This window comes from Streptomyces sp. NPDC017529, assembly GCF_044329785.1.
Taxonomy (GTDB): domain Bacteria; phylum Actinomycetota; class Actinomycetes; order Streptomycetales; family Streptomycetaceae; genus Streptomyces.
The window spans coordinates 219,618-240,895 of record NZ_JBIRJY010000012.1; the positions used below are offsets into that span (position 1 = coordinate 219,618).

Consider the following 21,278-nt stretch of genomic DNA (forward strand, 5'->3'; position numbering starts at 1 on the left):
GGCCCGCAGTGGCCGCAAGCCCAGGGCGGACGGCGCAGGGCGACCGGAAGCATCCGGTCGACGCGACCCTCCCGCCCTTCAAGATGTTCACCAGCGGCCTGCAGCACGTGGCCGCGATGTACGCGGGCGTGGTGGCCCCGCCGATGATCGTCGGCCCGGCCTGCGGACTCGGGCCCGCCGGGACCGCCTTCCTGATGGGCGCCAGCCTGTTCACCGCGGGCATCGCCACCCTCCTGCAGACCCTCGGCTTCTGGAAGATCGGCGCCAGGCTGCCGTTCGTCAACGGCGTCTCCTTCGCCGGCGTCACCCCGATGGTCGCCATCGGCACGGCACAGGGCCCCGGGGACGCGCTGCCCGTCATCTTCGGCGCGGTGATCGTGGCCGGGGGCCTCGGTTTCCTCCTGGCCCCCTACTTCTCCAAGCTGGTGCGGTTCTTGCCGCCGGTCGTCACCGGCACCGTCATCACCCTGATCGGCGTGTCGCTGCTGCCCGTGGCCTTCAACTGGTCACAGGGCGGCAACGCGCAGGCCCGCGACTACGGTTCGCTGACCAACATCGGCATGGCGGCGCTCACCTTCGTGATCGTGCTCGTCCTGCGGCGGGTGCTGCGCGGCTTCCTCCGGCAGATCTCGATCCTGCTCGGCCTGGTCGCCGGCACCCTGATCGCGATACCCGTCGGCATCACCGACTTCGGCGCGATCACCGAGGCGGACCTCGTCGGCTTCCCGACGCCGTTCCACTTCGGCGCGCCGCAGTTCGACGTCGCCGCCGTGATATCGATGTGCATAGTGATGCTCGTCTGCATGACCGAGTCCACCGCCGACATGCTCGCCCTCGGCAAGATCGTGGACCGGCCGGCGGACGAGCGCGCCATAGCGGGCGGGCTGCGCGCCGACACCCTCGGCACCGCCCTCAGCCCGCTCTTCAACGGCTTCGCCAACAGCGCCTTCGCGCAGAACATCGGCCTCGTCGCGATGACCGGGGTGCGCAGCAGGTTCGTCGTCGCCACCGGCGGGCTGATCCTGATCGTGCTGGGCCTGTGCCCGGTCGCCGCCTCGGTCATCTCCCTGGTCCCGCTGCCGGTCCTCGGCGGCGCGGGCATCGTGCTGTTCGGGTCGGTCGCCGCCAGCGGCATCCAGACCCTGGCCACGGCCGCCATGGACAAGGGCGAGAACGCGCTGATCGTCGCGGCGGCGGTCGGCATCGGCCTGATACCGATCGCGGCGCCGCGGTTCTACCACGACTTCCCCAAGGACATGCTGGTCGTCCTGGACTCCGGCATCAGCACCGGCTGCCTCGTCGCCATCGTGCTCAACCTCGCCTTCAACCACCTCGGCCGGCGGCGCGGCGAGCCTCCCCTTGAGGCCGTACCGCAGCAGCCGGAGCGCGGGACGCCGGACTCGCAGCCGGCGCCCGCGCACTGAGCCGGCCGCCGTCACCCGATGTGGAACGGCTCCCCGTAGACCTTCCAGTCCAGCGGCGGGTTCAGGTTCAGGTTGCCCTTCTTGAGGAAGACGCGCTGCGCGGTGTCCACGCGGCTGGTGTCGCTGTGCGCCTCCTCCTGCTTCATCGCCCACACCCGGGCGTCCAGGAAGGCGTTGAGGTAGGTCTTCTCGTCGCCGCCCTGCGCCGGGGTCTTGGCCTTGGCCATGGCCCGCTTGCGGATGTTGGAGAAGCTGGTCTTGTCGCTGCCGTCACCGTGCATGACGATCGCGTCGTAGTACGCGAACTGGCCCAGCACACCGATCTTGTCGGCCTTGCCCTGCTTGACCGCGGGGTCGAAGTAGACCCGGTCCCGCTCGTCGTTCTGCGCCTGCTGGAAGGCGGGGTCCTGGGCGGCCTTCTCCCAGTCCTTCTTGTAGTTCGGGTCCAGACCCGCGTGCGAGTCGCTGCCGTTGACCTTGCGCAGCGCGGGCAGGTACTTCGCGAGGATGTTGCCGGGCTTGCGCTTGGTGTACAGCTCGACGAGGTCGAGCATGTCGCCCGTACCGGAACAGAAGCCGATGATGCCGGCGGTGTAGCCGCGGCCGTCCTTGATGTCCTCGATGTACTTGTACTGCTTCTTCCACTCCAGCGAGGAGTTCTCGGCGCTGGAGACCAGCTGCATGGCGATCTCCTTCTTCGCCGGGTCGTCCAGCCCGGCCGCGGCCCTGGGGGCGCTGGGCGCGGCCGGGGCCTGGCCGGTGGCGGGGGCAGCCGTGGCGGCCACGGCGGTCACCGGTACGGCGACCAGGGCGAGGCCGAGGGCGAGGCGGACGGCGGGCTTGCGGATCGCTTTGCCTATGGATCGGGCACGCATGGTGTCCTCCGGTCGGTAGCGGGCCGGGTGGCCGAGGGGACTGGGGAGGCTCCCCAATCGTTAGGAACCTTTCCTATCAGACTCGGCGGAGGACCGTAACCCGTCAGTTCCCGCCAACGTCCCGCGCCTCGCCCGGCCTTGCCGCCGCGCCGGCCGCCGGCTGCCAGGTGTACGGGACGGTCGTGGCGACGCTGACCAGCCCCAGCCGTTCCAGAATGGGACGGCTGGTCTCCAAGGCGTCGACCTGCACGTACCGGAACCCGCGCGCCAGGGCGAGCGCGGCCCGGTGCGCGACAAGGGCGCGGTACAGGCCCTGGCCCCGCCAGTTGGGCAGCGTGGAACCGCCCCACAGCGAGGCGAATTCGGTGTGCCGGTGGAAGCGCACCCACGCGGCCGACACCACCTCGCCCGCCAGTGACTCCGCCACGGTCACCGTGCACGGGTCGCCGTCCCGGCCCGCCACCCACTCCTCCATCGCCGGCGGCAGCCAGCTCCGGTCGTCGGCCCAGACCGTCTCGGACAGCTCCCGGATGTGCTCGAAGTCCTCGCGCCCGGTGACGTCGCGCAGCCGTACGCCTTCGGGCAGCGGTACGCCCCCGTGCTGCGCCGCGATCGACGCCGCCTCGCCGACGACGACCGTCTCGCGCTCGCCCGGCGTGAAACCGGCCGCGGCCAGCCGGTCCGGCAGATCGGCCGGCAGGTCGTGGCTGTGGTATTTCCACTCGACCGGCAGGCCGCGGGCGGCGAAGTGGTCGCGCTGGGCGGCGATGAAGGCGTCCAGCGCGTCCCCTTCCAGCCCGCCCAGGTCCCGGTAGAGGACCAGCCCGCCCTGCCCCGGGAGCGTCCTGCGCAGGACGGGGCCGATCCGTTCGGTCCCCGGTGTGCCCGGCGCGAATCCGCGGGCGCGCAGCTGTTCGTCGTATGCCGCGCGATAGGCGGCGGCTCGTCCTCGCTCGGCTTCGTATGTGGTCACCGGCGCACTTCACCACAGGGGGCGGACCGGGGGCCACGGAATTCGGCCACGGCGTGGCGCGGCGGCGTCAGGGCGCCGCGGGCGGCTCCGTGGGCGCGAGCAGTCTGGTGAGCAGCTCGGTGACGCCGGGACGCGGGTCGAAGTCGGCTGCCGGGAAAGCGAGTTGGCGGAAGGCGGCGCCGTCGAGGTAGTCGAGGAGCAGCTCGCAGTGCCGCTGCGGCGTCGGCGACCCGAAGCGCCGCAGCCACTCCGAGCCCCAGCCGGCGACGGCCTGCCGCCCCCGGGTGAGCGTCGGGCGCAGCTCGGGCCGGGCCGAGGCCTCCAGGCAGAGGGCGAAGCGGGCGGCGGTCCGCGCGCGCCCGGGGCCGGTCGCGTACCGGAGGAAGCGGGTGACGGCGTCCGCGAGTTCGGATACGTCCGCCGGATCGGCCTGCCGGGCGAACTCCTCCCAGTCGCGGCGCTCCAGTGCCTGGAGATGGTCGACGATGCCGTCGATCAGGGCGGCGCGGTTGCGGAAGTAGTTGGAGGTGGTGCCCGACGGTACGCCCGCCGCGGTGTCCACCGCCTGGTAGGTCAGCCGCCGCGAGCCCTCGGCCCCCAGTACGCCGATTGCCGCGTCCAGCACCTGGTCCCGCCGTCGTGCCACCCTGCGTGCTCCCTTTCACTATGCCTGTAGTGTCGATCACTATAAACATAGTACCGTGCGGACATGGGGCGGAAACTGCGTGCGGCGGCCGTCGCGGGCGGCGGTAACAGCGGGAGTTGGGGCGCGCCTTGCGGGCGAGTCCCGGCGTGACGGCAGCGCCGCGTACGTATGATCATCAGCGGCGGACCGCCGGTCTGAGGGGCGTCGCGCCCTGCGGGTAGCGGCGTTTTGCGCCGATATGCTGCCTTGGCCCTGAAAGTGAGTCAAGTGAGCGCACGGCGCCACGGAGAGGGGTTCCGCGGTGGACCCGAACGCCCAGCAAACGCACGCCCGGCAGCCGGAGACCGGGTCCCCGGGCGGCGCGGTGCCGCCAGGACCGGCCCACGGAGACCTGGAAGCCACCGTCGACAGCCTGATGGGCGGCCTGTGCGACGACCTCAAGAGGCTCGCGGCGATCCCCTCGGTGGCCTTCCCCGGCTACCCGCCCGAGCCGGTCCTCGCGGCGCGCGACGAACTCCTGGCCCTGCTGCGCTCCGCCGGCGTCACCGACCTCGGCGAACTGGACCTCCCCGGCACCGCGCCGGTCATCACCGGCACCATCGCGCCGCCCGCCCCGGACACCCCCACCGTCCTCCTCTACGGCCACTACGACGTCCAGCCGCCGGGCGACCCGGCACTGTGGACCTCACCGCCGTTCGAGCCCACCGACTTCGACGACCCGCACGGCGGCCCCGCCATCCGCGCCCGCGGCATCGCCGACTGCAAGGCCAACCTCCTCGTGCACCTCGGCATGCTGCGCGCGTACGGCGGCCGGCCCCCGGTCGGCATCAAGATCCTCTTCGAGGGCCAGGAGGAGTACGGCAGCCCCTTCGACGACTACCCGCCCACCGACCCCGAACGCTTCGCCTGCGACGCGATGATCATCGGCGACACGGGCAACCTCCGCGCCGGCACGCCCACCCTGACCACTGCGCTCCGCGGCGCCGCCGAGCTGACCGTCGAAGTGCGCACCCTGGACGAGGCCGTGCACAGCGGCGAGTACGGGGGCGCGGCGCCCGACGCGCTGCTCGCCCTCGTCAACGCCCTGGCCACGCTGCACGACGCACACGGCAACGTCGCCGTCGAGGGCCTGCGCCGCGAGGAGTGGGCCGGCAGCGCCTACACCGAGGCGGAGTTCCGCGACCTGGCCGGCGTCCGGGCCGGCATGCCGCTCATCGGCTCCGGCGGCCTGGGCGAACGCCTGTGGAGCGGCCCGGCCGTCACCGTGATGGGCCTGGACGCCCCCTCCGTGGACCACGCCGCTTCGGCCGTCGTCCCGTACGCCCGCGCCAAGCTCAACCTGCGCTTCCACCCGCGCCAGGATCCCGAGGAGGCCCTCGGCGCGCTCGTCCGGCACCTCGAAGGGCTGCGGCCGTTCGGCGTTCCGCTGACCGTGACGCCCGGCGACGCGGGCGCCGGCTTCGAGGCCCGCGCCGGCGGCCCCGCCTACCGCGCGGCGGACACCGCGCTGCGCCGCGCCTGGGGAGCACCCGTAGCGCACGCCGCCACCGGCGGCTCCATCCCGCTCGTCAACGGCCTCGCGCGGGCCGTCCCCGGAGCCGAGATCCTGCTCTTCGGCGCCGAGGACAAGCAGTGCAACCTGCACGCGCCCAACGAACGGGTGCTGCTCTCGGAACTGCGCGGCGCGGTACTGGCGGAGACCGTCTTCATGCGCGAGTACGCCGCCGCGTTCCGCACCGGGGCCGCCACGTGAGCACACCGGCGCCCGACGGCGGAGCACCGGCGCCCCCCAAGCGCAGGTTCGCCTTCCCCAGCGCCCTGACCGTCCTGGTCGTCGTGACCCTCGCGGTCTGGGTGCTGGCCTTCTTCATTCCCTCCGGCACCTACGACCGCAACGAGGAGGGCACCCCGCTCCAGGGCACCTACCACCGGGCCCCTTCCGGCCAGTCCTTCACCGACCGGCTGAACGACCTCTTCCTCTCCCCGGTCAACGGCCTGTACGGCGTGCAGGACGCCAAGACCGGGCAGGTCGGCCCGACCATGGCCGGCGAACTGTACGGCAGCGCGGGCGTGTTCCTCTTCGTCCTCGCCATCGGCGCGTTCATCACGGTCGTCTTCTCCACCGGCGCGCTGGACCGCGGCATCGGCCGGCTGGCCCACCGCCTGCGCGACCGCGGCGCGCTGCTGATCGCGGGCGTGATGACGGTCTTCTCGCTCCTCGGCACGGTCGAGGGGTTCGCCGAGGAGACGCTCGGCTTCTACGGCCTGGTCGTGCCCCTGATGCTGGCGCTCGGCTACGACCGGATGGTCGCCACCGGCACGATCATCCTCGGCGCCGGGGTCGGCGTCCTGTGCTCCACCGTCAACCCCTTCGCCACCGGTGTCGCCTCCTCGGCCGCCGACATCTCGCTGGGGGACGGCATCGCGCTGCGGGTGGCGATGTGGCTGGTCCTCACCGGCGTCACCGTCGCCTACGTCGTCCGCTACGCGCGCCGCGTACGGGCCGACCCGGCGCGCTCCCTCGTCGGCTTCCTGCCCGGCGACCGCGAGCACGCGCAGACCGGCGACGCCGAGGAGCCGCCGCCGCTGACCGGCCTGCACAAGACCGTGCTGGTCACCGTGGCGCTGGTCTTCGCCTTCATGATCTTCTCGGTCATCCCGTGGGCCGGGGCCCTCACCGGGGACGCCGACGCCGCGCCGTACGCCTTCGAACTGGACTGGTCCTTCCCCCAGCTGGCCGCCCTGTTCATCGCGGCCTCGGTGCTCGTCGGCATCCTGGCACGCATGGGGGAGCAGCGGCTCAGCTCCACGTTCGTGCAGGGCGTGGGCGAGTTCGTCTCGCCCGCCCTGGTGATCGTGCTCGCCAGGGGAGTCACAACGATCATGAACAACTCGCGGATCACGGACAGCGTTCTGCACGCCGTCGAGGGCGTCGTCTCCGGCACCCCGTCCGCCCTGTTCGGCATCATGGTCTACGTCGTCAACCTGCCGCTGGCCTTCCTCATCCCGTCCACGTCGGGACACGCCACCCTCGCCATGCCGATCCTGGCGCCGCTGGCGGACTTCGCGCACGTCTCGCGCGCGGTGGTCGTCACGGCCTGGCAGGCGGCCAGCGGCTGGATGAACCTGTGGGTGCCCACCACCGCCGTCATCATGGGCGGCGTGTCGCTGGCCAAGGTCGGCTACGACAAGTACCTGCGCTTCGTCTGGCCGCTGCTGGCCCTTCTCGCCGTCCTCATCTGCGCGTTCGTGGGACTGGGAGCGGCGATGACGTGAGCGGGGGCCGCCGGGCGCGGCCCTCGCGCGGGCCGGGCCGTCACATGAGGGCGGACGGCTCGGCCGACGCGGGCCGCGGCCGGCAGGTGAAGCCGAGCTGGCGCAGCGCCCGCACCATCTCACCGGCGCTGAAGTCCCGCGCGTCCTGTCCGGTCACGATCCGCCCGACCTGCTTGACGGGGTAGGCGACCGATCCGATGAGCACGGAGTCACCGGTGACGGGCTCCGGTACGACCGCGCTCATCTTCTGCTCCACCTCGCTCGGCTGGAGGTAGAAGAAAACACCGGCGATGGTGACACGCATCATGCCTCGACAAGGGTGAGCAGGAATGGAGCCCGAGCCCCCACCCTCTCACGGGAACCGCGGGTTCGAGGATCCCGATCACCGCCGAGTTCGCCGCCCGGCCACCTGTTCGGGTCACCGCCGCGGGCGCGCCTCCGCTTCGGCCACCCCGCGTATCCGCAGCCCGGCGATCTCGGTGCGCGGCGGATTGTCACCCGCCAGGAGCAGCGTGGTGATCCGGTCGGCCGGGCCGGCGGCGAAGTGCACCCCGCCGCCGTCGAGCGGTACGACGGTGCCGCCCGCGTCCACCGGGACGCCGGTGAGCGCGCCCAGCCAGGCGGCGGACCGGCGCGGGTCGGGCGTCTCGACGACGATTCCGGCGAGGTCGAAGGCGCCGCGGTCGATGCGCCCGGACGCTTCGTGCTCGCGGCGGAGCGCGGGGTCGGTGTCGTACGTGATGAAGAACGGGGCCCAGACCGGAACGTCCGTCAGCATCGCTTCCTGGAAGGTGACGCGGCCCTCCAGGAACGAGAACGCGTGCACGTCGACCTGGTGGCCGGCGCGGCGCAGGCGTTCGGCGGTGGCGTTGGTGTCGGCGACGTGGACCGCGAAGTTCAACGGGCCGCCCCCGGTGGCCAGCAGCGCGTCGATGTGGGGCATCCATGCCGCGGTGGCCCGGCCGAACGCGGAGGGCGCGTACGCCGCGCGGTCGACGACGGTGAGGATCTCGACGTACCGGTCGTCCAGCCGCCACGCCCCGTTTTGGAAGCCCTCGTGCACCGGGTTGGTGTGCGCGGGCAGTCCGGCCTCCGTGTACTGACGTACGGCGGGGGCCACTTCGGGTACGCAGTGCAGGAGATGGTCGAAGCGTGGCGCGGTCATGGACGCCCTCCAAGGTCGGTTGGGTTAGGTAAGCCTAACCGAGGGTGGCGCGGGGCCCGTACGCACCGGAAGTCCGGTACGTACGGGCCCTCGGGAGGGGCGCGGGTCAGTCCAGCAGCTCGTACGCCGGCAGGGTCAGGAACGCCGCGTAGTCGGTGTCCAGGGCGACCTTCAGGAGGAGGTCATGGGCCTGCTGCCACGTGCCGGCGGCGAAGGCGTCCTCGCCGGCCTCCGCGCGGATGGCGGCCAGTTCGCTGTCCGCGATTCTGCGGACCAGGTCGGCGGTGGCCCGCTCGCCGTTCTCGAACACGACGCCCGCGTCCACCCACTGCCAGATCTGCGAACGGGAGATCTCGGCGGTGGCCGCGTCCTCCATGAGGCCGAAGATGGCGACCGCTCCGAGGCCCCGCAGCCACGCCTCGATGTAGCGGATGCCGACCTGGACGGCGTCGACCAGACCCTGGTAAGTGGGCTTGGCGTCCAGGGAGTCGACGGCGATGAGGTCGGCGGCCGAGACCGAGACGTCCTCGCGCAGCCGGTCCTTCTGGTGCGGCCGGTCGCCGAGGACCGCGTCGAAGGAGGCGCGGGCGACCGGGACCAGGTCGGGGTGGGCGACCCAGGAGCCGTCGAAACCGTCGCCGGCCTCGCGGTCCTTGTCCGCGCGGACCTTGGCGAGCGCCTTCTCGTTGGCCTCGGGGTCCCGGCGGTTGGGGATGAACGCCGCCATGCCGCCGATCGCGTGCGCGCCGCGCTTGTGGCAGGTGCGGACGAGGAGTTCGGTGTACGCGCGCATGAAGGGCGCCGTCATGGTGACCGCGTTGCGGTCCGGCAGGACGAACTTCTCGCCGCCGTCACGGAAGTTCTTCACGATGGAGAAGAGGTAGTCCCAGCGGCCCGCGTTGAGGCCCGAGGCGTGGTCGCGCAGCTCGTAGAGGATCTCCTCCATCTCGTACGCGGCGGTGATGGTCTCGATGAGGACCGTGGCGCGGATGGTGCCCTGGGCGATGCCGGCGTAGTCCTGGGCGAAGACGAAGATCTCGTTCCAGAGGCGGGCCTCCAGGTACGACTCGGTCTTGGGCAGGTAGAAGTACGGGCCCTTGCCGAGGTCCAGCAGGCGCTGGGCGTTGTGGAAGAAGTAGAGCCCGAAGTCGACCAGCGCGCCGGGGACCGGTGTGCCGTCGAGCCGGAGGTGGCGCTCGTCCAGGTGCCAGCCGCGCGGCCGGACGACGACGGTGGCCAGCTCCTCGGCGGGCTTCAGCGCGTACGACTTGCCGCTGGCCGGGTCGGTGAAGTCGATCCGGCGCTCGTAGGCGTCGATCAGGTTCGCCTGGCCGCCGATGACGTTCTCCCAGGTGGGGGCGGAGGCGTCCTCGAAGTCGGCGAGCCAGACCTTCGCGCCGGAGTTGAGCGCGTTGATGGTCATCTTGCGGTCGGTGGGGCCGGTGATCTCCACCCGGCGGTCGTTCAGCGCGGCGGGCGCCGGCGCGACCCGCCAGTCGTCGTCGGCGCGGACCCGCGCGGTTTCCGGGAGGAAGTCGAGGGTGCCGGTCCGGGCGATCTCCGCGCGGCGCTCGCCGCGGCGGGCGAGCAGTTCGTCGCGGCGCGGGGTGAACCGGCGGTGGAGTTCGGCGACGAAGTCCAGTGCGGCCCGGGTGAGGATCTCGTCCTGGCGGGCGGGCGCCTTGCCGGGGTCGACGTCGACGATGGCCAGCGGGGACGGCGCTGGTGCGGACATGAGCTGTCACTCCGTTCGGCGGCGGTGCCCGGGGCCGCCGGGGCGGGTGCGCGGCACGGGGTGCCGCGGGCTCCGGCAAGCGGTCGCGGGCGCCGTGGGGGTTCAGGGCGCTTCTGACCAGTGGAGAGTAGTTTCCTTATCGCGGAACTTCAATGGTTTGTTGATGTCGAGATTCTCTCCGTCGACACAAGCGGTGATCGAATGGCGCCGGGTGCCATCCCGGTCACCGCCCTCCGCCTGCCCGCGGCGCGTCCGGCGACGCCAGCCGGAACAGGTCCTCCGGCGTGTCGATGTCGTACGGCTCGGCCACGTCCGAGCACTCGACGAGCGAGATCGTCTCCTCGTGCTCCCGCAGATAGGCGCGCGCCCCGCGGTCCCCCGCCGCTCCGGCCGCCACCGCCGCCCAGCGCCCGGCGCCGAACAGCACCGGGTGCCCGCGCCGCCCGCCGTACGCCGCCGCGACCAGGTCGGCCCCGCCCTCGTACGCGGCGATCACGCGCGCCACCGCCGCCGCGCCGATGCCCGGCTGGTCCACCAGGGAGACCAGCGCCGCGCCCGCCCCGGAATCCGCCAGCGACGCCAGCCCGACGCGCAGCGAGGAGCCCATGCCGTGTGCCCAGTCGGGATTCTCGGCCGTCTCGTACGCCGCGAGGTCGGCCCGTTCCCGTACGGTGCCGGCCGCCGCGCCCAGGACGATGTGCACCGGGCGGCAGCCGCCCTCGCGCAGCACCCGGGCCGCGTTCTCGACCAGCGGCCGCCCGCGGTAGTCCAGCAGGGCCTTGGGGCGGCCGCCCAGCCGCCGCCCGCCGCCCGCGGCGAGCAGCAGCCCGGCGACCGGGCGGGCGGGGGAGGCGCCGGGGGTGGAAGGTTCGGTGTGTGCCATGGGCCCTGCTTACCTCATGGGGCGGCGCGGCAGGGGGTGGCGGGGCGGGGCCGGCCGGGATGCGGACGGTACCGCATGGCGGTGCCGGGCGCCCGTCGGAATTCGGTGATCCTGATTTCGCTCTGCGTGTGGCGCGCACCGCGCAGGGTGGCGTTAACTGGCCCGCGTCGCGGAGCGGGGCCAACGGCCGTGGAGGGTACCGTCGTTGTGGAACAGAGGCAGGAGCACAGGCGAGGGACGGGGTTCGAGGACGACCCGCTGGCCGTCGCGCTGCGCGGTGCGGTGGACCGGTTGCGCCGCGAACTGGCCGTGCTGCCGGGCGAGTTGCCGGACCGTTCGGCGGCCGACGACGAACTGGCCGCGCTGGACGCACTGGTGGGCGCGGGGGACCCCGAGGTCGCCAGGCTGCGCCGGTCCCTTCTGCTGATCGCGGGGGCGGTCGGCTCGGTCAGCGCGCTGGCGCCCGCCCTGACGGACCTGCGGGAGCTGATCGACCTGTACAAGGAGCTGCCGCGCGGCCTCTGAGGCCCCGGCCGGGATTGGGACGGAAAAGGACCCCGGGCGACGTCCGGGGGCCGGGAGGTGTCCGGGGCCTGCCCCGCTACGCCGGGTTCTGGTTGGCCAGCGCCACGGACAGCTCGGCCGCGATCTCCTGGAGCACCGGGACGATCTTGTCGGTCGACGCCTCGGTCACCCGTCCCGTCGGGCCGGAGATGGAGATGGCCGCCGCGGTGGGGGAGTCGGGCACCGGCACCGCGATGCACCGGACGCCGATCTCCTGCTCGTTGTCGTCCATCGCGTACCCGAGCCGGCGGACCTCTTCGAGGGCGTCGAGGAACGCGTCCGGGTCCGTGATCGTCTTCTCGGTCGCGGCCGGCATGCCGGTGCGGCCGAGCAGCGCGCGCACCTCCTCCGGCGGGTGGCCCGCCAGCAGGGCCTTGCCCACGCCCGTCGAGTGCGGCAGCACCCGCCGTCCGACCTCGGTGAACATCCGCACCGCGTGCCGGGACGGCACCTGTGCCACGTACACGATCTCGTCGCCGTCGAGCAGTGCCATGTTGGCCGTCTCGCCGGTCTCCTCGACCGCGCGCGCCAGGTACGGCCGGGCCCAGGTGCCCAGCAGCCGCGAGGCGCTCTCGCCGAGGCGGATCAGCCGGGGGCCGAGCGCGTACCGGCGGTTGGGCTGCTGGCGGACGTAGCCACAGGCGACGAGCGTGCGCATGAGCCGGTGGATGGTGGGCAGCGGCAGCCCGCTGCTGGTGGACAGCTCGCTCAGACCCACCTCGCCGCCGGCGTCGGCCATCCGCTCCAGCAGGTCGAAGGCGCGCTCAAGGGACTGGACGCCACCGCCGGCGGCTGCGGGCCTGGCTGCGGCGGCGGAAGTGCTGGCGCTGGACGGCGGCACGACGCGTTCCTTTCGGGGCTGGTGGTGGCGGGCCCGGCGCAGGGCTCTGGGGTTACGGGTGCCGGGGCCGACCCGGAGCAGCCTACCGGTCTCCTGCGGCGTACACACGGCCTGTCGCACACTCGTTCGCGCCGGTCAGGGCCCGTGCCCCGGCCGGGGCACGCCGCTACCGGCGACACGCGCCCGCTGCCAGTGGTCGTAGCTACGTTCTGCTGAGCGAAACTCGCTATCCATCCTGTGGAATCCTCCAAGCGCCGGGACGCCTGCGCAAACGCGTCACGCGCCGGAGGGGCGCGGGCGCCGTGGCGGCGCGATCCGGGCCACCGCCAGCCGGGCGGCGGGGTCTTGACGGGTCCGCGCCTCCGAGTGAAGACTCCTTCAACAGAACGTTGAATTCCGTGGTGCGGAACATCACGGCAGACCCACGAGGAGGGGACCGGGTGTCCGAGACCGAACTGGTGCTGCGCTCCACACGCGTCGTCACCCCGCAGGGGACGCGCGCGGCGACCGTCGCCGTCCGGGACGGGAAGATCGCGGCGGTGCTCCCGCACGACGTCCCGGTGCCGGACGGAGCGCGCGCCGAGGACTTCGGCGACGACGTCCTGCTGCCCGGCCTCGTCGACACCCACGTCCACGTGAACGACCCCGGCCGCACCGAGTGGGAGGGCTTCTGGACCGCCACCCGCGCCGCCGCGGCCGGCGGCATCACCACCCTCGTGGACATGCCGCTCAACAGCCTGCCGCCGACCACCACCGAGGCCGGCCTGCACACCAAGCGCGAGGTCGCGCGCTCCAAGGCGCACATCGACGTCGGCTTCTGGGGCGGCGCCGTACCCGGCAACGCCAAGGACCTGCGGCCGCTGCACGACGCCGGCGTCTTCGGCTTCAAGTGCTTCCTGTCCCCGTCCGGCGTCGAGGAGTTCCCGCAGCTGGACCGGGAGCAACTGGCCGCCGCGCTGGGCGAGATCGCCGGATTCGGCGGACTGCTGATCGTGCACGCCGAGGACCCGGACCACCTCCGGGCCGCGCCGCAGCCGCACGGCCCCAAGTACGCCGACTTCCTCGCCTCCCGCCCCCGGGCCTCGGAGAACGACGCCATAGCCGGGCTGATCGCGCTCGCCCGGCGGCTCGGCGCACGGGTGCACGTCCTGCACCTCTCCTCCTCCGACGCGCTGCCGCTGATCGCCGCCGCCAAGGACGAGGGCGTACGGATCACCGTCGAGACCTGCCCGCACTTCCTCACCCTGACCGCCGAGGAGATCCCGGACGGCGCCACCGAGTTCAAGTGCTGCCCGCCGATCCGCGAGGCGGCCAACCAGGACGCGCTGTGGCGGGGACTGGCCGACGGCACGATCGACTGCGTCGTCTCCGACCACTCGCCGTCCACCGCCGACCTGAAGACCCCGGACTTCGGCGACGCCTGGGGCGGCATCTCCTCCCTCCAGCTCGGCCTGCCCGCGATCTGGACCGCGGCGCGCGGGCGCGGCCACACGCTGGACGACGTCGCCCGCTGGATGGCGACCGCGCCGGCCGCCCTCGTCGGCCTGCGCCACAAGGGCGCCATCGAGCCGGGCCGGGACGCCGACTTCGCGGTGCTCGACCCCGAGGCGGCGTTCACCGTCGACCCGGCCGGGCTCCAGCACCGCAACAAGATCACGGCATACGCGGGGCGGACGCTGCACGGTGTCGTACGGTCCACCTGGCTGCGCGGCCGGCGGATCAACGACGGCGGCGCGCTGTCCGGGCCGTCCGGCCGGCTGCTGGACCGGCCGGGCCCGCCGGACGCCTGACCCGGCCGCGGTCCCTCACGGACGCCAGCCGGTCGCCGCCGCCCACGGCTCCGCGACCTCGACGATCAAGTCGACCACCGGGTCCTTCACCTCCGCGTAGCTGCCCATGTCCGCCGTGCGGTGGGACAGTTCGCGCTTGAAGCGGGCGTAGGCGGGCACCGCCTCGGGGTGCGCGCGGAACCAGTCGCGGAACAGCAGCGCCAGCCGCTCGTTGGGCGATCCGGCACGCCGGACGTGGAGGTTGACGTCCGGCCCCGGGCCGCCGCGCCGCGACCACATGCGCTTGGCCCAGCGGGCCGGATCGTCGTCCCGGCCCGCCGGTACGTGGTCCGCCTCGTACGGCGAGCGTACGAACCCCCGGGCCGCCAGCGGCGCCTCGAAGGCGTCGGCGGCCGCCTCCAGGTCCGCGACGCTCACCTGGAGGTCGAAGACCGGCTTGGCGGCCATACCGGGCACCGACGTGCTCCCGATGTGCTCGACGCGCCCGGCCACCGGGGCGAGCGCGGCCAGCAACTCCGCGCACAGCGCCGCCCCGCCGGCCGCCCAGTCCGGGTGCGGATCCGCCAGCACGGCCCGCGCGTCGTGGCCCTCCCCGGACGCGGCCACGACCTCCAGGAACTCGTCGTGCAGCGCCCCGTTCGTGATCAGTACCGAACCGTCCCCCGCCAGGACGGGCGCCCCGGTCAGGTCCGTGACCCGGCCGCCGCCCTCCGCGACGATCACGGGAAGCGGGGCGAGGTCCGCGTACCCCATCGCGGGACCCGCGACCACCAAGGCGTCCGCCCGCCCGGCGAGCACGTCCAGCACGCCGCCGCCGGCGGGGACGAGGGACACCCGCCGGTGCAGCGCCGTCAGCAGCGTCTCCGGCCACCCCGCCACGTTGTGCGCCTGCGTCCTGGCCCCGCTCAGCTCGGTCCGGCCGCCGGCGCGCAGCCGCCCGCGGCCCGACCGCAGCGCCTCCAGCGGGTCCGGGTCCTCACCGAGCAGCAGCCGGCAGCCGATCCCGCGCCCGGCCGCCACCAGCTGCCGGCTCATCGGGAGGTGCACGACGCCGACGGCGGGCCCGTGCTCGTCCTCGTACGCCAGGTCGCAGGAGAACGTCGGCACCCGGTCGGCGAACTGGCGGGCGCCGTTGACCGGGGCGAACACCCAGCGCCGTCCGGAAGTCCCGGGCCGCTGCCCGGCCTCCTTCCCGAGCACCGCGTCCCCGGGGAACGCCGCGGCCAACTCCGCGCGTACGTAATCCTCCACGGCGCAAAGGGCCGTAGTCGCCTCGGTGCCGTCCGCCTCGCGTGCGGCCGGCCGGTCGCCGTGGAAGGCCTCGGCGCTCATCCGGCCGGCGCGGGCGGCCAGACGGACGGCGAAGGCGAACAACTCCTGTGAGACGGGAGGGGTGTACGGGGCTCCGGTGGCGTGATCCATGGCCCGAGCCTAACCAGAAGCCGGTACCGGCCGGGTCGGCGGCGCTACCGTCGACGCATGGAACACGAAGAGCTGCGACGGCGGTTCGCGGCGCTGACCACGGCCCACCTCGCGGACGCGTGCCTGCGCGCCGGGACTCCGGTGCGCTGCGCCCCACCGCCGCTGCGCCCCCTGGAACCGGGCAGCCGGCTGGCCGGCCGGGTGCTGCCCGCCCGGCACGCCGGGAGCGTCGACGTCTTCTTCGAAGCGTTCGAGGACGCCGCGCCCGGCGATGTGCTGGTGGCCGACAACGCGGGACGGACCGACGAGAGCTGCGTCGGCGACCTCGTCGCCCTGGAGGCCGCGGCCGCCGGGCTCGGCGGCATCGTCGTCTGGGGCCTGCACCGCGACACGGCCGACCTGCGGGAGATCGGGCTGCCGGTCTTCAGCCTGGGCGCGACACCGACCGGCCCCCGGCGCCTCGACGCCCGGCCCGACGGCGCGCTGGACAGCGCGGTGGTGGGGGAGTGGACGGTGAGCCGTACGGACGTGGTCCTGGGCGACGACGACGGGGTGCTCTTCCTGCCGGCGGCCGGCGCCGGTGACCTCTTCGCGCTCGCGGAATCGGTCCGCGACACCGAGCGCCGCCAGGCCGACCGGGTCAGGGCCGGCGTTCCCCTGCGCCGGCAGCTGGACTTCCCCGCCTACCTGGAGCGGCGCCGGCGGAACCCGGCGCTGACATTCCGCGAGCACCTGCGGGCCGTGGGCGGGGCCGTCGAGGAATAGCGGCCCCGCAGGCCGGCCGGCGGCCTCGTACCGCGTTCTAGTTCTTCGGGCACAGATGGGTGTGCACGGCGGCCAGAATCCTCTCCGCCTGCGCCGCGTTGAATTGCGTCGCGCCGGAGAAACGCTGCCGGGTCTGGTCCACCTGCTTCGCGTGGTCCTTCGGGAAGGAGTGGATCGTGCCGCAGGTGCTTCTGCCGCGGCTCACCGCCCGTTCCGGCTTCTCGTTCACGATGTCCGGGGAAATGGCGTTCAGGGCGGCTATGTAACGTGCCTGCGACGCGGCGTCCGGCTTCGGCGGAATGCCCTGCCGCGCCTCGGCGTCGGCGATCGCCTTGGCGGGCGGTGCCTCCGCCGAGGCGCCGGCCGTCGGCGCCGAGGAGGCCGGCCGGGCCGCTTGCTTGGTTCCGCCGCCGCACGCGGTGAGGCCCGCGGCGGCGGCGAGGGCGGCGGACAAGGCAATGGCGGTGCGGTGGTTCACGATGCTCCCCTGACCAGTGGACATGAGCGGCCATTCTGGCAGCAAAGAGGCCCGTTGCAGAGGGAATTGGAGAAAGGAATTCCTCTTTCCGCAAACGCGGCGGCCCTTCCCATACCGAACGGTTATCACGCTATTGCGTTCCAGAACATCAGCTCGTACGCCTGGAGAAGCCGGCCGTAACGCCGGGCGAGGCCGGGCGTCACCCGTCCGGCGCGGAGGCCGTGCCGGACGGCTTCGTGCGCCAGGCCCGCGAGATCCCCGGCGGGCTCGGCGAAGAAGTCGAAGAACGCGCACGCCGGGCCGGCGAACCCGTAGCGGGTGCGCAGCGCGTGCGCGACGGTGGCGCAGTAACCGCCCCAGGCCGCGAAGTTGGCGCTCAGGGCGATCACCACGTCGGCGGGCTCCGCCTCCAGCGCCAGCCGCGCCACGTACGACGGGTACGCCTGGCACCCGGGCCGCGGCTCGTACTCCCGCACGGCCGCGTCGCCGAGCCCGCAGGCCGCCGCGAGCCCGCCCAGCGCGTCGAGCGCCTGCGTTTCCCCCTCGGCCAGCGCCGCGAAGAAGGCCCGCACCGGCGGCTCCCCGCCGGCGCGCCGTGCCAGGTGCCGGAAGCTGTGCCGGTCGGCGGCGATGACCTGGTGCTGCTCCAGGGCCAACACGGTGAACACCTCCCGCGGCGCCTCGCCGGCGGCGATCCGCGCCACGAGGGGGTTGTCCGCCGCGCCGGGCGCCAACTCCCGGGCGGCGTCCTCCAGGAGGGCCGCGGGCGTGTGCGCGCCCGGCGTGCCGTTCTCGCGGTCCATGGTCAGGGCCTCCCGGCGGTGCGGTCGTGCTCGGCGATCGCGTCGTCGACGAAGGTGTCCACGACGCCGTTCGCCACCAGTACGGGTACCCGCTTGCCGGTCATGTCGACATAAACGTGCGACTTCGCCGCCTCCACCAGGGCCGGGAGCCGCTGCCGCAGGTGCCGTGCGGTCTCCTCGTCGCCCGCCCGGGCCGCCCGCACCATCCGCAGCGCCGTACGCGCGGCCCGGCCCCACGCGGCGGTCGCGTCCAGCCACGGCCCGCTGTCGGCGACGAAGCCGCGGTCGGGGAGGGCGGCGCGCAGCACGCCCGGGGCTCCGGCGAGCGCGCGGAGCGCCGCGTCCAGGCGGTCGGCGTCGCCGTCGTCCCGGAAGCGCTCGATCGCGGCGGCGAGTCCGGGGGACTGCCGCGGGTTCAGGGCGGAGCCGTAGTGGGCGTCGGCGAAGGAGCGCAGGGCCCGTTCGGTGCGCGAGGAGCCGCCGGACAGTTCCTTGAGCGCCGCCGCCCAGGAGGCGCGGGCGTCGTAGGCGCGGTCGTTCCAGGCGTAGTCGGCGACCGTGAACAGGGCGATCTTGGAGGCGGCGGGCTGGATCATCGGGTTGGCGGTGATCCCCGCCAGCCCGCCCGGCAGCCCCTTCTCCCGGCCGTTGAACGGGCCGAGCAGCAGCCGGCTGGTCACGTAGTCGTTGACCGGGTAGTTGTCCCAGGTCAGGATCGGGTGGCCGAAGACCTGCCGGGCCGCCCGCGCCTGGGCGGCGGTCATGACGGGCGCGATGACACCGACGCCGGTCCACTCCACGAGCACGTCCGGGTCCAGCCGCGCCGCCAGCGCCGCCTTGTAGGGCGTCTGCCGTACGTCGTAGTACTCGGTCGGCACCATCTGGAGCCGCTGCGCGCCCTCGTCCCGGTGCGTGGCGATGAACTCCCGGTTCACGCGGTTGAGAAGGTGCGCCTGAGCGGCACCGGCGGCGCCCCCGCCGGTGCCGAAGCGCTCCTTGTCCGCCGCGCAGTTCCAGTCCGTGTAGCTGATGTCGTCCAGCGGCACCGCGAAGGTCCGTACGCCGATGTCCCACAGCGCCTGGAACTTGCCGGTCAGCGCCTTCAGATCGGCGTCCGAGCCGTAACAGACGGACAGGCCGGGGGAGAGCGCGTAACCGAACTCCACGTGCCGGGCCCGCGCCCGGTCCACCAGTTCCTTGAGCTGCGCGAGCCGGTCCGCCGGGTAGGGCGAGCGCCACTTCTCGCGCAGGTACGGGTCGTCCTTCGGCGAGTACACGTAGGTGTTCATCTTGTGCGCGCCGTAGAAGTCGAGCTGGTCCAGGCGCGCCGCGTGGGACCAGGGGGTGCCGTAGAAGCCCTCGATGACGCCGCGCAGCGGGGTGGCGGGCCAGTCGCGCACGGCGGTGCCGCGGACCCGGGCGCCGGGGCGGTCGCGGTGCGGGAGGAGCTGGCGCAGGGTCTGGGCGGCGTAGTACGTGCCGGTGGCGTCCGCGCCGGCCAGTGCGATCCGGCCGCCGCCGACGGCGAGCGCGTACCCCTCGGCGGGCAGCCCGGCGGCGCTCCCCGCGCCCAGGTCCGACAGGGTCCGCTCGGCGCCGGCGCCGTCCACGTACACGGTCAGCCCCCGGCCGCCGGGTGCCCGCCGGTCCCGTACGACCCGGTCGGCGCCCGCCCGTTCCAGCGCGTGTTCGACGACCTCCAGCGCCGGGCCGTCGGCCTTCGGCCCGGCCACGACCGTGACGGTCGGTGTGATGGTGACGCGGCCGCCGAGGCCGCGCACGTACTGCGGCGCCGGGGTGATGGCGGGCCCGGCCTGCGGCCGGTCGCGGGCGCCCGCGGGCCCGGGGACGGTCAGCGGGGCGACGGCCAGGGCCAGGACGAGGGCGGTGGCGGCCGCCGTGCGCGTACGGTGCATCCTTCGGTCCTCCTCGGTACGGCGAGGTGCGCGGAACTCCCGTGGTGCGTGCGCGACGAGCGACAGCAGGGTTCACCCGGCGCGGCCGGAGGACAATGGACTTTTGCGCCGGGTGGACGGACGTTCCGGTGGCGGCGCCCCTCAGCGGTTCTTCGCGATGACGAAGATGATGCTCATGAAGGCCAGCAGGACGTGGGTGGCCACGACGTATATGAAGACGCGCACGTAGACGCCCCGCGGGGGCTTGTTCTCCACGTACCTGCGCGCGGGCGCGGTGGCGGTCTCGGGGGTCGGTTCGTCGGACATGGCAGGGGTTCCTTCCTCGGTCACAGGCCGCGGCGTGGTGCGTGGTCGCCGAGGCACAGCTCGGCCGCGCCGCTCTGGAGCAGGGTGTGCACGAACAGCAGCTCCGTGCCGCCGCGCGAGGCGGCCGCGATGCGGTGCGGGGTCAGCGAGTCGAAGTGAGCCGCGTCACCCGGGTCCAGTACGTGTGCCGTCTCGCCCAGCGTGAGCCGCAGCCGGCCCTTGAGGACGTACAGCCACTCCTCGCCGGCGTGCACCCGCACCAGGTCGCCCTGCGCGCGCTGCGGCACGTGCACCCGCAGCGCCTGCATGGCCCGCCCGGCGCCGCCCAGGGTCCGGTACGTCCAGCCGCCCGCCTCGGACGGCTCGGCGCGGTCCGCCCGGACGATCGGGTCCCGTTCCGGCGCCGTCTCGCCGAGGAGGTCGGATACCGTTGTTCCGTACATGCGCGCCAGGGCCAGCAGCATCGGCAGCGACGGCTGGCGCTGGTTGGTCTCCAGCCGGGACAGGTGCGCGGGCGACAGCCCCACCCGCCGGGCGGCCAGCTCCAGGGTGAGGCCGGTGCGGCGCCGCAGCTCGCGCAGCCGGGGCGCGACGGAGGGCAGTTCGTCGGGCAGCTCGTCCGGGGACGGCTCGGCGGCGGTGTCGCTCATGTACCCGGTATAGCCAGGTTTCGCCTCTCGGGCAAAAGTTTTGCCTCACAGGCAAAAAGCCCTCATCAGGGCATTCCGATCGTTCAGACGCCCGTCGTCCCGTGAACTCCCGGGAAACATCCGCCCCTTGGTGTTGACAGGTACCTGTCTACGCGCGTCATGCTGTGTCCATGAAGATCCCCCCACGCATCACCCGGTTCGGCGCCGCCGGCGCCCTCGCGGCGGCCCTCCTCGCCGGCGGGCCCGCCCTCGCCGCCACCCCCGCCACGACGGCCGCCGCCCCCGTGGCGCACCCGGCCACCGCACGCCTCGCCGCGCACGTCGCCGCGGTCGGCGACATCTGCTACTCCAAGCTCCCCTCGCAGGCCCACGACACCCTGGACCTGATCGCCAAGGGCGGCCCCTTCCCGTACCCGAAGGACGGCACGGTCTTCAGCAACAGGGAAGGCGTACTCCCTGCCCAGGGCAGTGGCTACTACCACGAGTACACCGTGAAGACGCCGGGCTCCCCGGACCGCGGGGCCCGGCGCATCGTGACCGGTGAGAAGAAGGACGAGGACTACTACACCGCCGACCACTACAAGTCGTTCGACCTGGTCGACCGGGGCTGCTGAAGCGGCCCGGAGGACCGGACGGGGGGGGGCCGGGGGCCGCCCCCCCCCCCCCCCCCCGGGGGGGGCCCCCCCCCCCCCGGGGGGGGGGGGGGTGCCCGGCTAGGTTGTGGAGGAACCACGGAATGGCGGGGGACCCGGGGCACAGGGCCCCC

Annotated in this window: 21 protein-coding genes; 7 read left to right on the forward strand and 14 right to left on the reverse strand. The window is 73.5% G+C overall.

The features are described 5' to 3' along the window. The first annotated feature begins 8 nt into the window (after window positions 1-8). Window positions 9-1,424: a nucleobase:cation symporter-2 family protein gene (locus ACH4K4_RS27640; RefSeq protein WP_398170950.1), complete on the forward strand. Its 1,416-nt coding sequence runs from the start codon at window positions 9-11 to the stop codon at window positions 1,422-1,424. 11 nt (window positions 1,425-1,435) lie between these two features. Here ACH4K4_RS27640 and ACH4K4_RS27645 read toward each other — a convergent pair whose 3' ends face one another. The 3 genes from ACH4K4_RS27645 to ACH4K4_RS27655 form a co-directional block, all read right to left on the reverse strand. After that, window positions 1,436-2,299 (reverse strand): chitosanase, encoded by an 864-nt coding sequence (locus ACH4K4_RS27645; protein WP_398170951.1) that lies wholly within the window; start codon window positions 2,297-2,299, stop codon window positions 1,436-1,438. 103 nt (window positions 2,300-2,402) lie between these two features. Then, window positions 2,403-3,272, reverse strand: coding sequence for a GNAT family N-acetyltransferase (locus ACH4K4_RS27650; protein WP_398170953.1), 870 nt, complete (start codon window positions 3,270-3,272; stop codon window positions 2,403-2,405). Window positions 3,273-3,339: 67 nt separating this feature from the next. Beyond that, window positions 3,340-3,918, reverse strand: a complete 579-nt coding sequence (locus ACH4K4_RS27655; RefSeq protein WP_398170955.1) for a TetR/AcrR family transcriptional regulator — start codon at window positions 3,916-3,918, stop codon at window positions 3,340-3,342. A 364-nt stretch (window positions 3,919-4,282) separates the two neighbouring features. On the opposite strand from ACH4K4_RS27655, the gene ACH4K4_RS27660 reads away from it, so the two are divergent. Then, a complete protein-coding gene (locus ACH4K4_RS27660) occupies window positions 4,283-5,671 on the forward strand; it encodes a M20/M25/M40 family metallo-hydrolase (RefSeq protein ID WP_398171059.1) in 1,389 nt (462 codons plus the stop codon). Beyond that, complete coding sequence (locus ACH4K4_RS27665) at window positions 5,668-7,194, forward strand: YfcC family protein (RefSeq protein WP_398170957.1); 1,527 nt, start codon at window positions 5,668-5,670, stop codon at window positions 7,192-7,194. Before ACH4K4_RS27660 ends, ACH4K4_RS27665 begins: the two co-directional genes overlap by 4 nt. Before the next feature lie 40 nt (window positions 7,195-7,234). On the opposite strand, the gene ACH4K4_RS27670 is transcribed toward ACH4K4_RS27665, so the two are convergent. From ACH4K4_RS27670 to ACH4K4_RS27685, 4 genes are all read right to left on the reverse strand, one after another. Beyond that, entirely contained in the window at window positions 7,235-7,501 is a 267-nt protein-coding gene (locus ACH4K4_RS27670) for an SCO5918 family protein (RefSeq protein WP_398170959.1), read from the reverse strand. Between the two features lie 111 nt (window positions 7,502-7,612). After that, on the reverse strand, window positions 7,613-8,359 hold the full coding sequence (locus ACH4K4_RS27675) for a VOC family protein (RefSeq protein WP_398170960.1): 747 nt from the start codon (window positions 8,357-8,359) through the stop codon (window positions 7,613-7,615). Between the two features lie 106 nt (window positions 8,360-8,465). Further along, complete coding sequence (gene aceB / locus ACH4K4_RS27680) at window positions 8,466-10,094, reverse strand: malate synthase A (RefSeq protein ID WP_398170962.1); 1,629 nt, start codon at window positions 10,092-10,094, stop codon at window positions 8,466-8,468. Between the two features lie 223 nt (window positions 10,095-10,317). After that, complete coding sequence (locus ACH4K4_RS27685) at window positions 10,318-10,977, reverse strand: NTP transferase domain-containing protein (RefSeq protein ID WP_398170964.1); 660 nt, start codon at window positions 10,975-10,977, stop codon at window positions 10,318-10,320. A 207-nt stretch (window positions 10,978-11,184) separates the two neighbouring features. Between ACH4K4_RS27685 and ACH4K4_RS27690 the strand changes: the two genes are divergently transcribed. Beyond that, window positions 11,185-11,502: a DUF5955 family protein gene (locus tag ACH4K4_RS27690; protein WP_398170966.1), complete on the forward strand. Its 318-nt coding sequence runs from the start codon at window positions 11,185-11,187 to the stop codon at window positions 11,500-11,502. Window positions 11,503-11,578: 76 nt separating this feature from the next. Here ACH4K4_RS27690 and ACH4K4_RS27695 read toward each other — a convergent pair whose 3' ends face one another. Further along, entirely contained in the window at window positions 11,579-12,382 is an 804-nt protein-coding gene (locus ACH4K4_RS27695; protein ID WP_398170968.1) for an IclR family transcriptional regulator, read from the reverse strand. A gap of 440 nt (window positions 12,383-12,822) precedes the next feature. Between ACH4K4_RS27695 and allB the strand changes: the two genes are divergently transcribed. Next, on the forward strand, window positions 12,823-14,172 hold the full coding sequence (gene allB, locus ACH4K4_RS27700) for an allantoinase AllB (RefSeq protein ID WP_398170970.1): 1,350 nt from the start codon (window positions 12,823-12,825) through the stop codon (window positions 14,170-14,172). Window positions 14,173-14,187: 15 nt separating this feature from the next. Here the strand turns inward: allB and ACH4K4_RS27705 are convergent, their stop codons facing one another. After that, window positions 14,188-15,594, reverse strand: coding sequence for an inositol monophosphatase family protein (locus ACH4K4_RS27705; RefSeq protein WP_398170972.1), 1,407 nt, complete (start codon window positions 15,592-15,594; stop codon window positions 14,188-14,190). Between the two features lie 57 nt (window positions 15,595-15,651). Between ACH4K4_RS27705 and ACH4K4_RS27710 the strand changes: the two genes are divergently transcribed. Continuing rightward, window positions 15,652-16,359, forward strand: coding sequence for an RraA family protein (locus tag ACH4K4_RS27710; RefSeq protein WP_398170974.1), 708 nt, complete (start codon window positions 15,652-15,654; stop codon window positions 16,357-16,359). A gap of 37 nt (window positions 16,360-16,396) precedes the next feature. Here the strand turns inward: ACH4K4_RS27710 and ACH4K4_RS27715 are convergent, their stop codons facing one another. From ACH4K4_RS27715 to ACH4K4_RS27735, 5 genes are all read right to left on the reverse strand, one after another. Further along, window positions 16,397-16,861, reverse strand: coding sequence for a hypothetical protein (locus tag ACH4K4_RS27715; protein ID WP_398170976.1), 465 nt, complete (start codon window positions 16,859-16,861; stop codon window positions 16,397-16,399). 101 nt (window positions 16,862-16,962) lie between these two features. Further along, on the reverse strand, window positions 16,963-17,640 hold the full coding sequence (locus ACH4K4_RS27720) for a transcriptional regulator (protein ID WP_398170978.1): 678 nt from the start codon (window positions 17,638-17,640) through the stop codon (window positions 16,963-16,965). Window positions 17,641-17,642: 2 nt separating this feature from the next. After that, window positions 17,643-19,556, reverse strand: a complete 1,914-nt coding sequence (locus tag ACH4K4_RS27725) for a beta-N-acetylglucosaminidase domain-containing protein (protein WP_398170980.1) — start codon at window positions 19,554-19,556, stop codon at window positions 17,643-17,645. Between the two features lie 141 nt (window positions 19,557-19,697). Then, the gene (locus tag ACH4K4_RS27730; RefSeq protein WP_398170982.1) at window positions 19,698-19,862 is read right to left on the reverse strand and encodes a DUF6126 family protein; all 165 of its coding nucleotides are present in this window, start codon (window positions 19,860-19,862) and stop codon (window positions 19,698-19,700) included. 20 nt (window positions 19,863-19,882) lie between these two features. After that, window positions 19,883-20,512: a helix-turn-helix domain-containing protein gene (locus tag ACH4K4_RS27735; RefSeq protein WP_398170984.1), complete on the reverse strand. Its 630-nt coding sequence runs from the start codon at window positions 20,510-20,512 to the stop codon at window positions 19,883-19,885. 170 nt (window positions 20,513-20,682) lie between these two features. Between ACH4K4_RS27735 and ACH4K4_RS27740 the strand changes: the two genes are divergently transcribed. Then, window positions 20,683-21,126, forward strand: coding sequence for a ribonuclease (locus tag ACH4K4_RS27740; RefSeq protein ID WP_398170986.1), 444 nt, complete (start codon window positions 20,683-20,685; stop codon window positions 21,124-21,126). The last annotated feature ends 152 nt before the right edge of the window (window positions 21,127-21,278 follow it).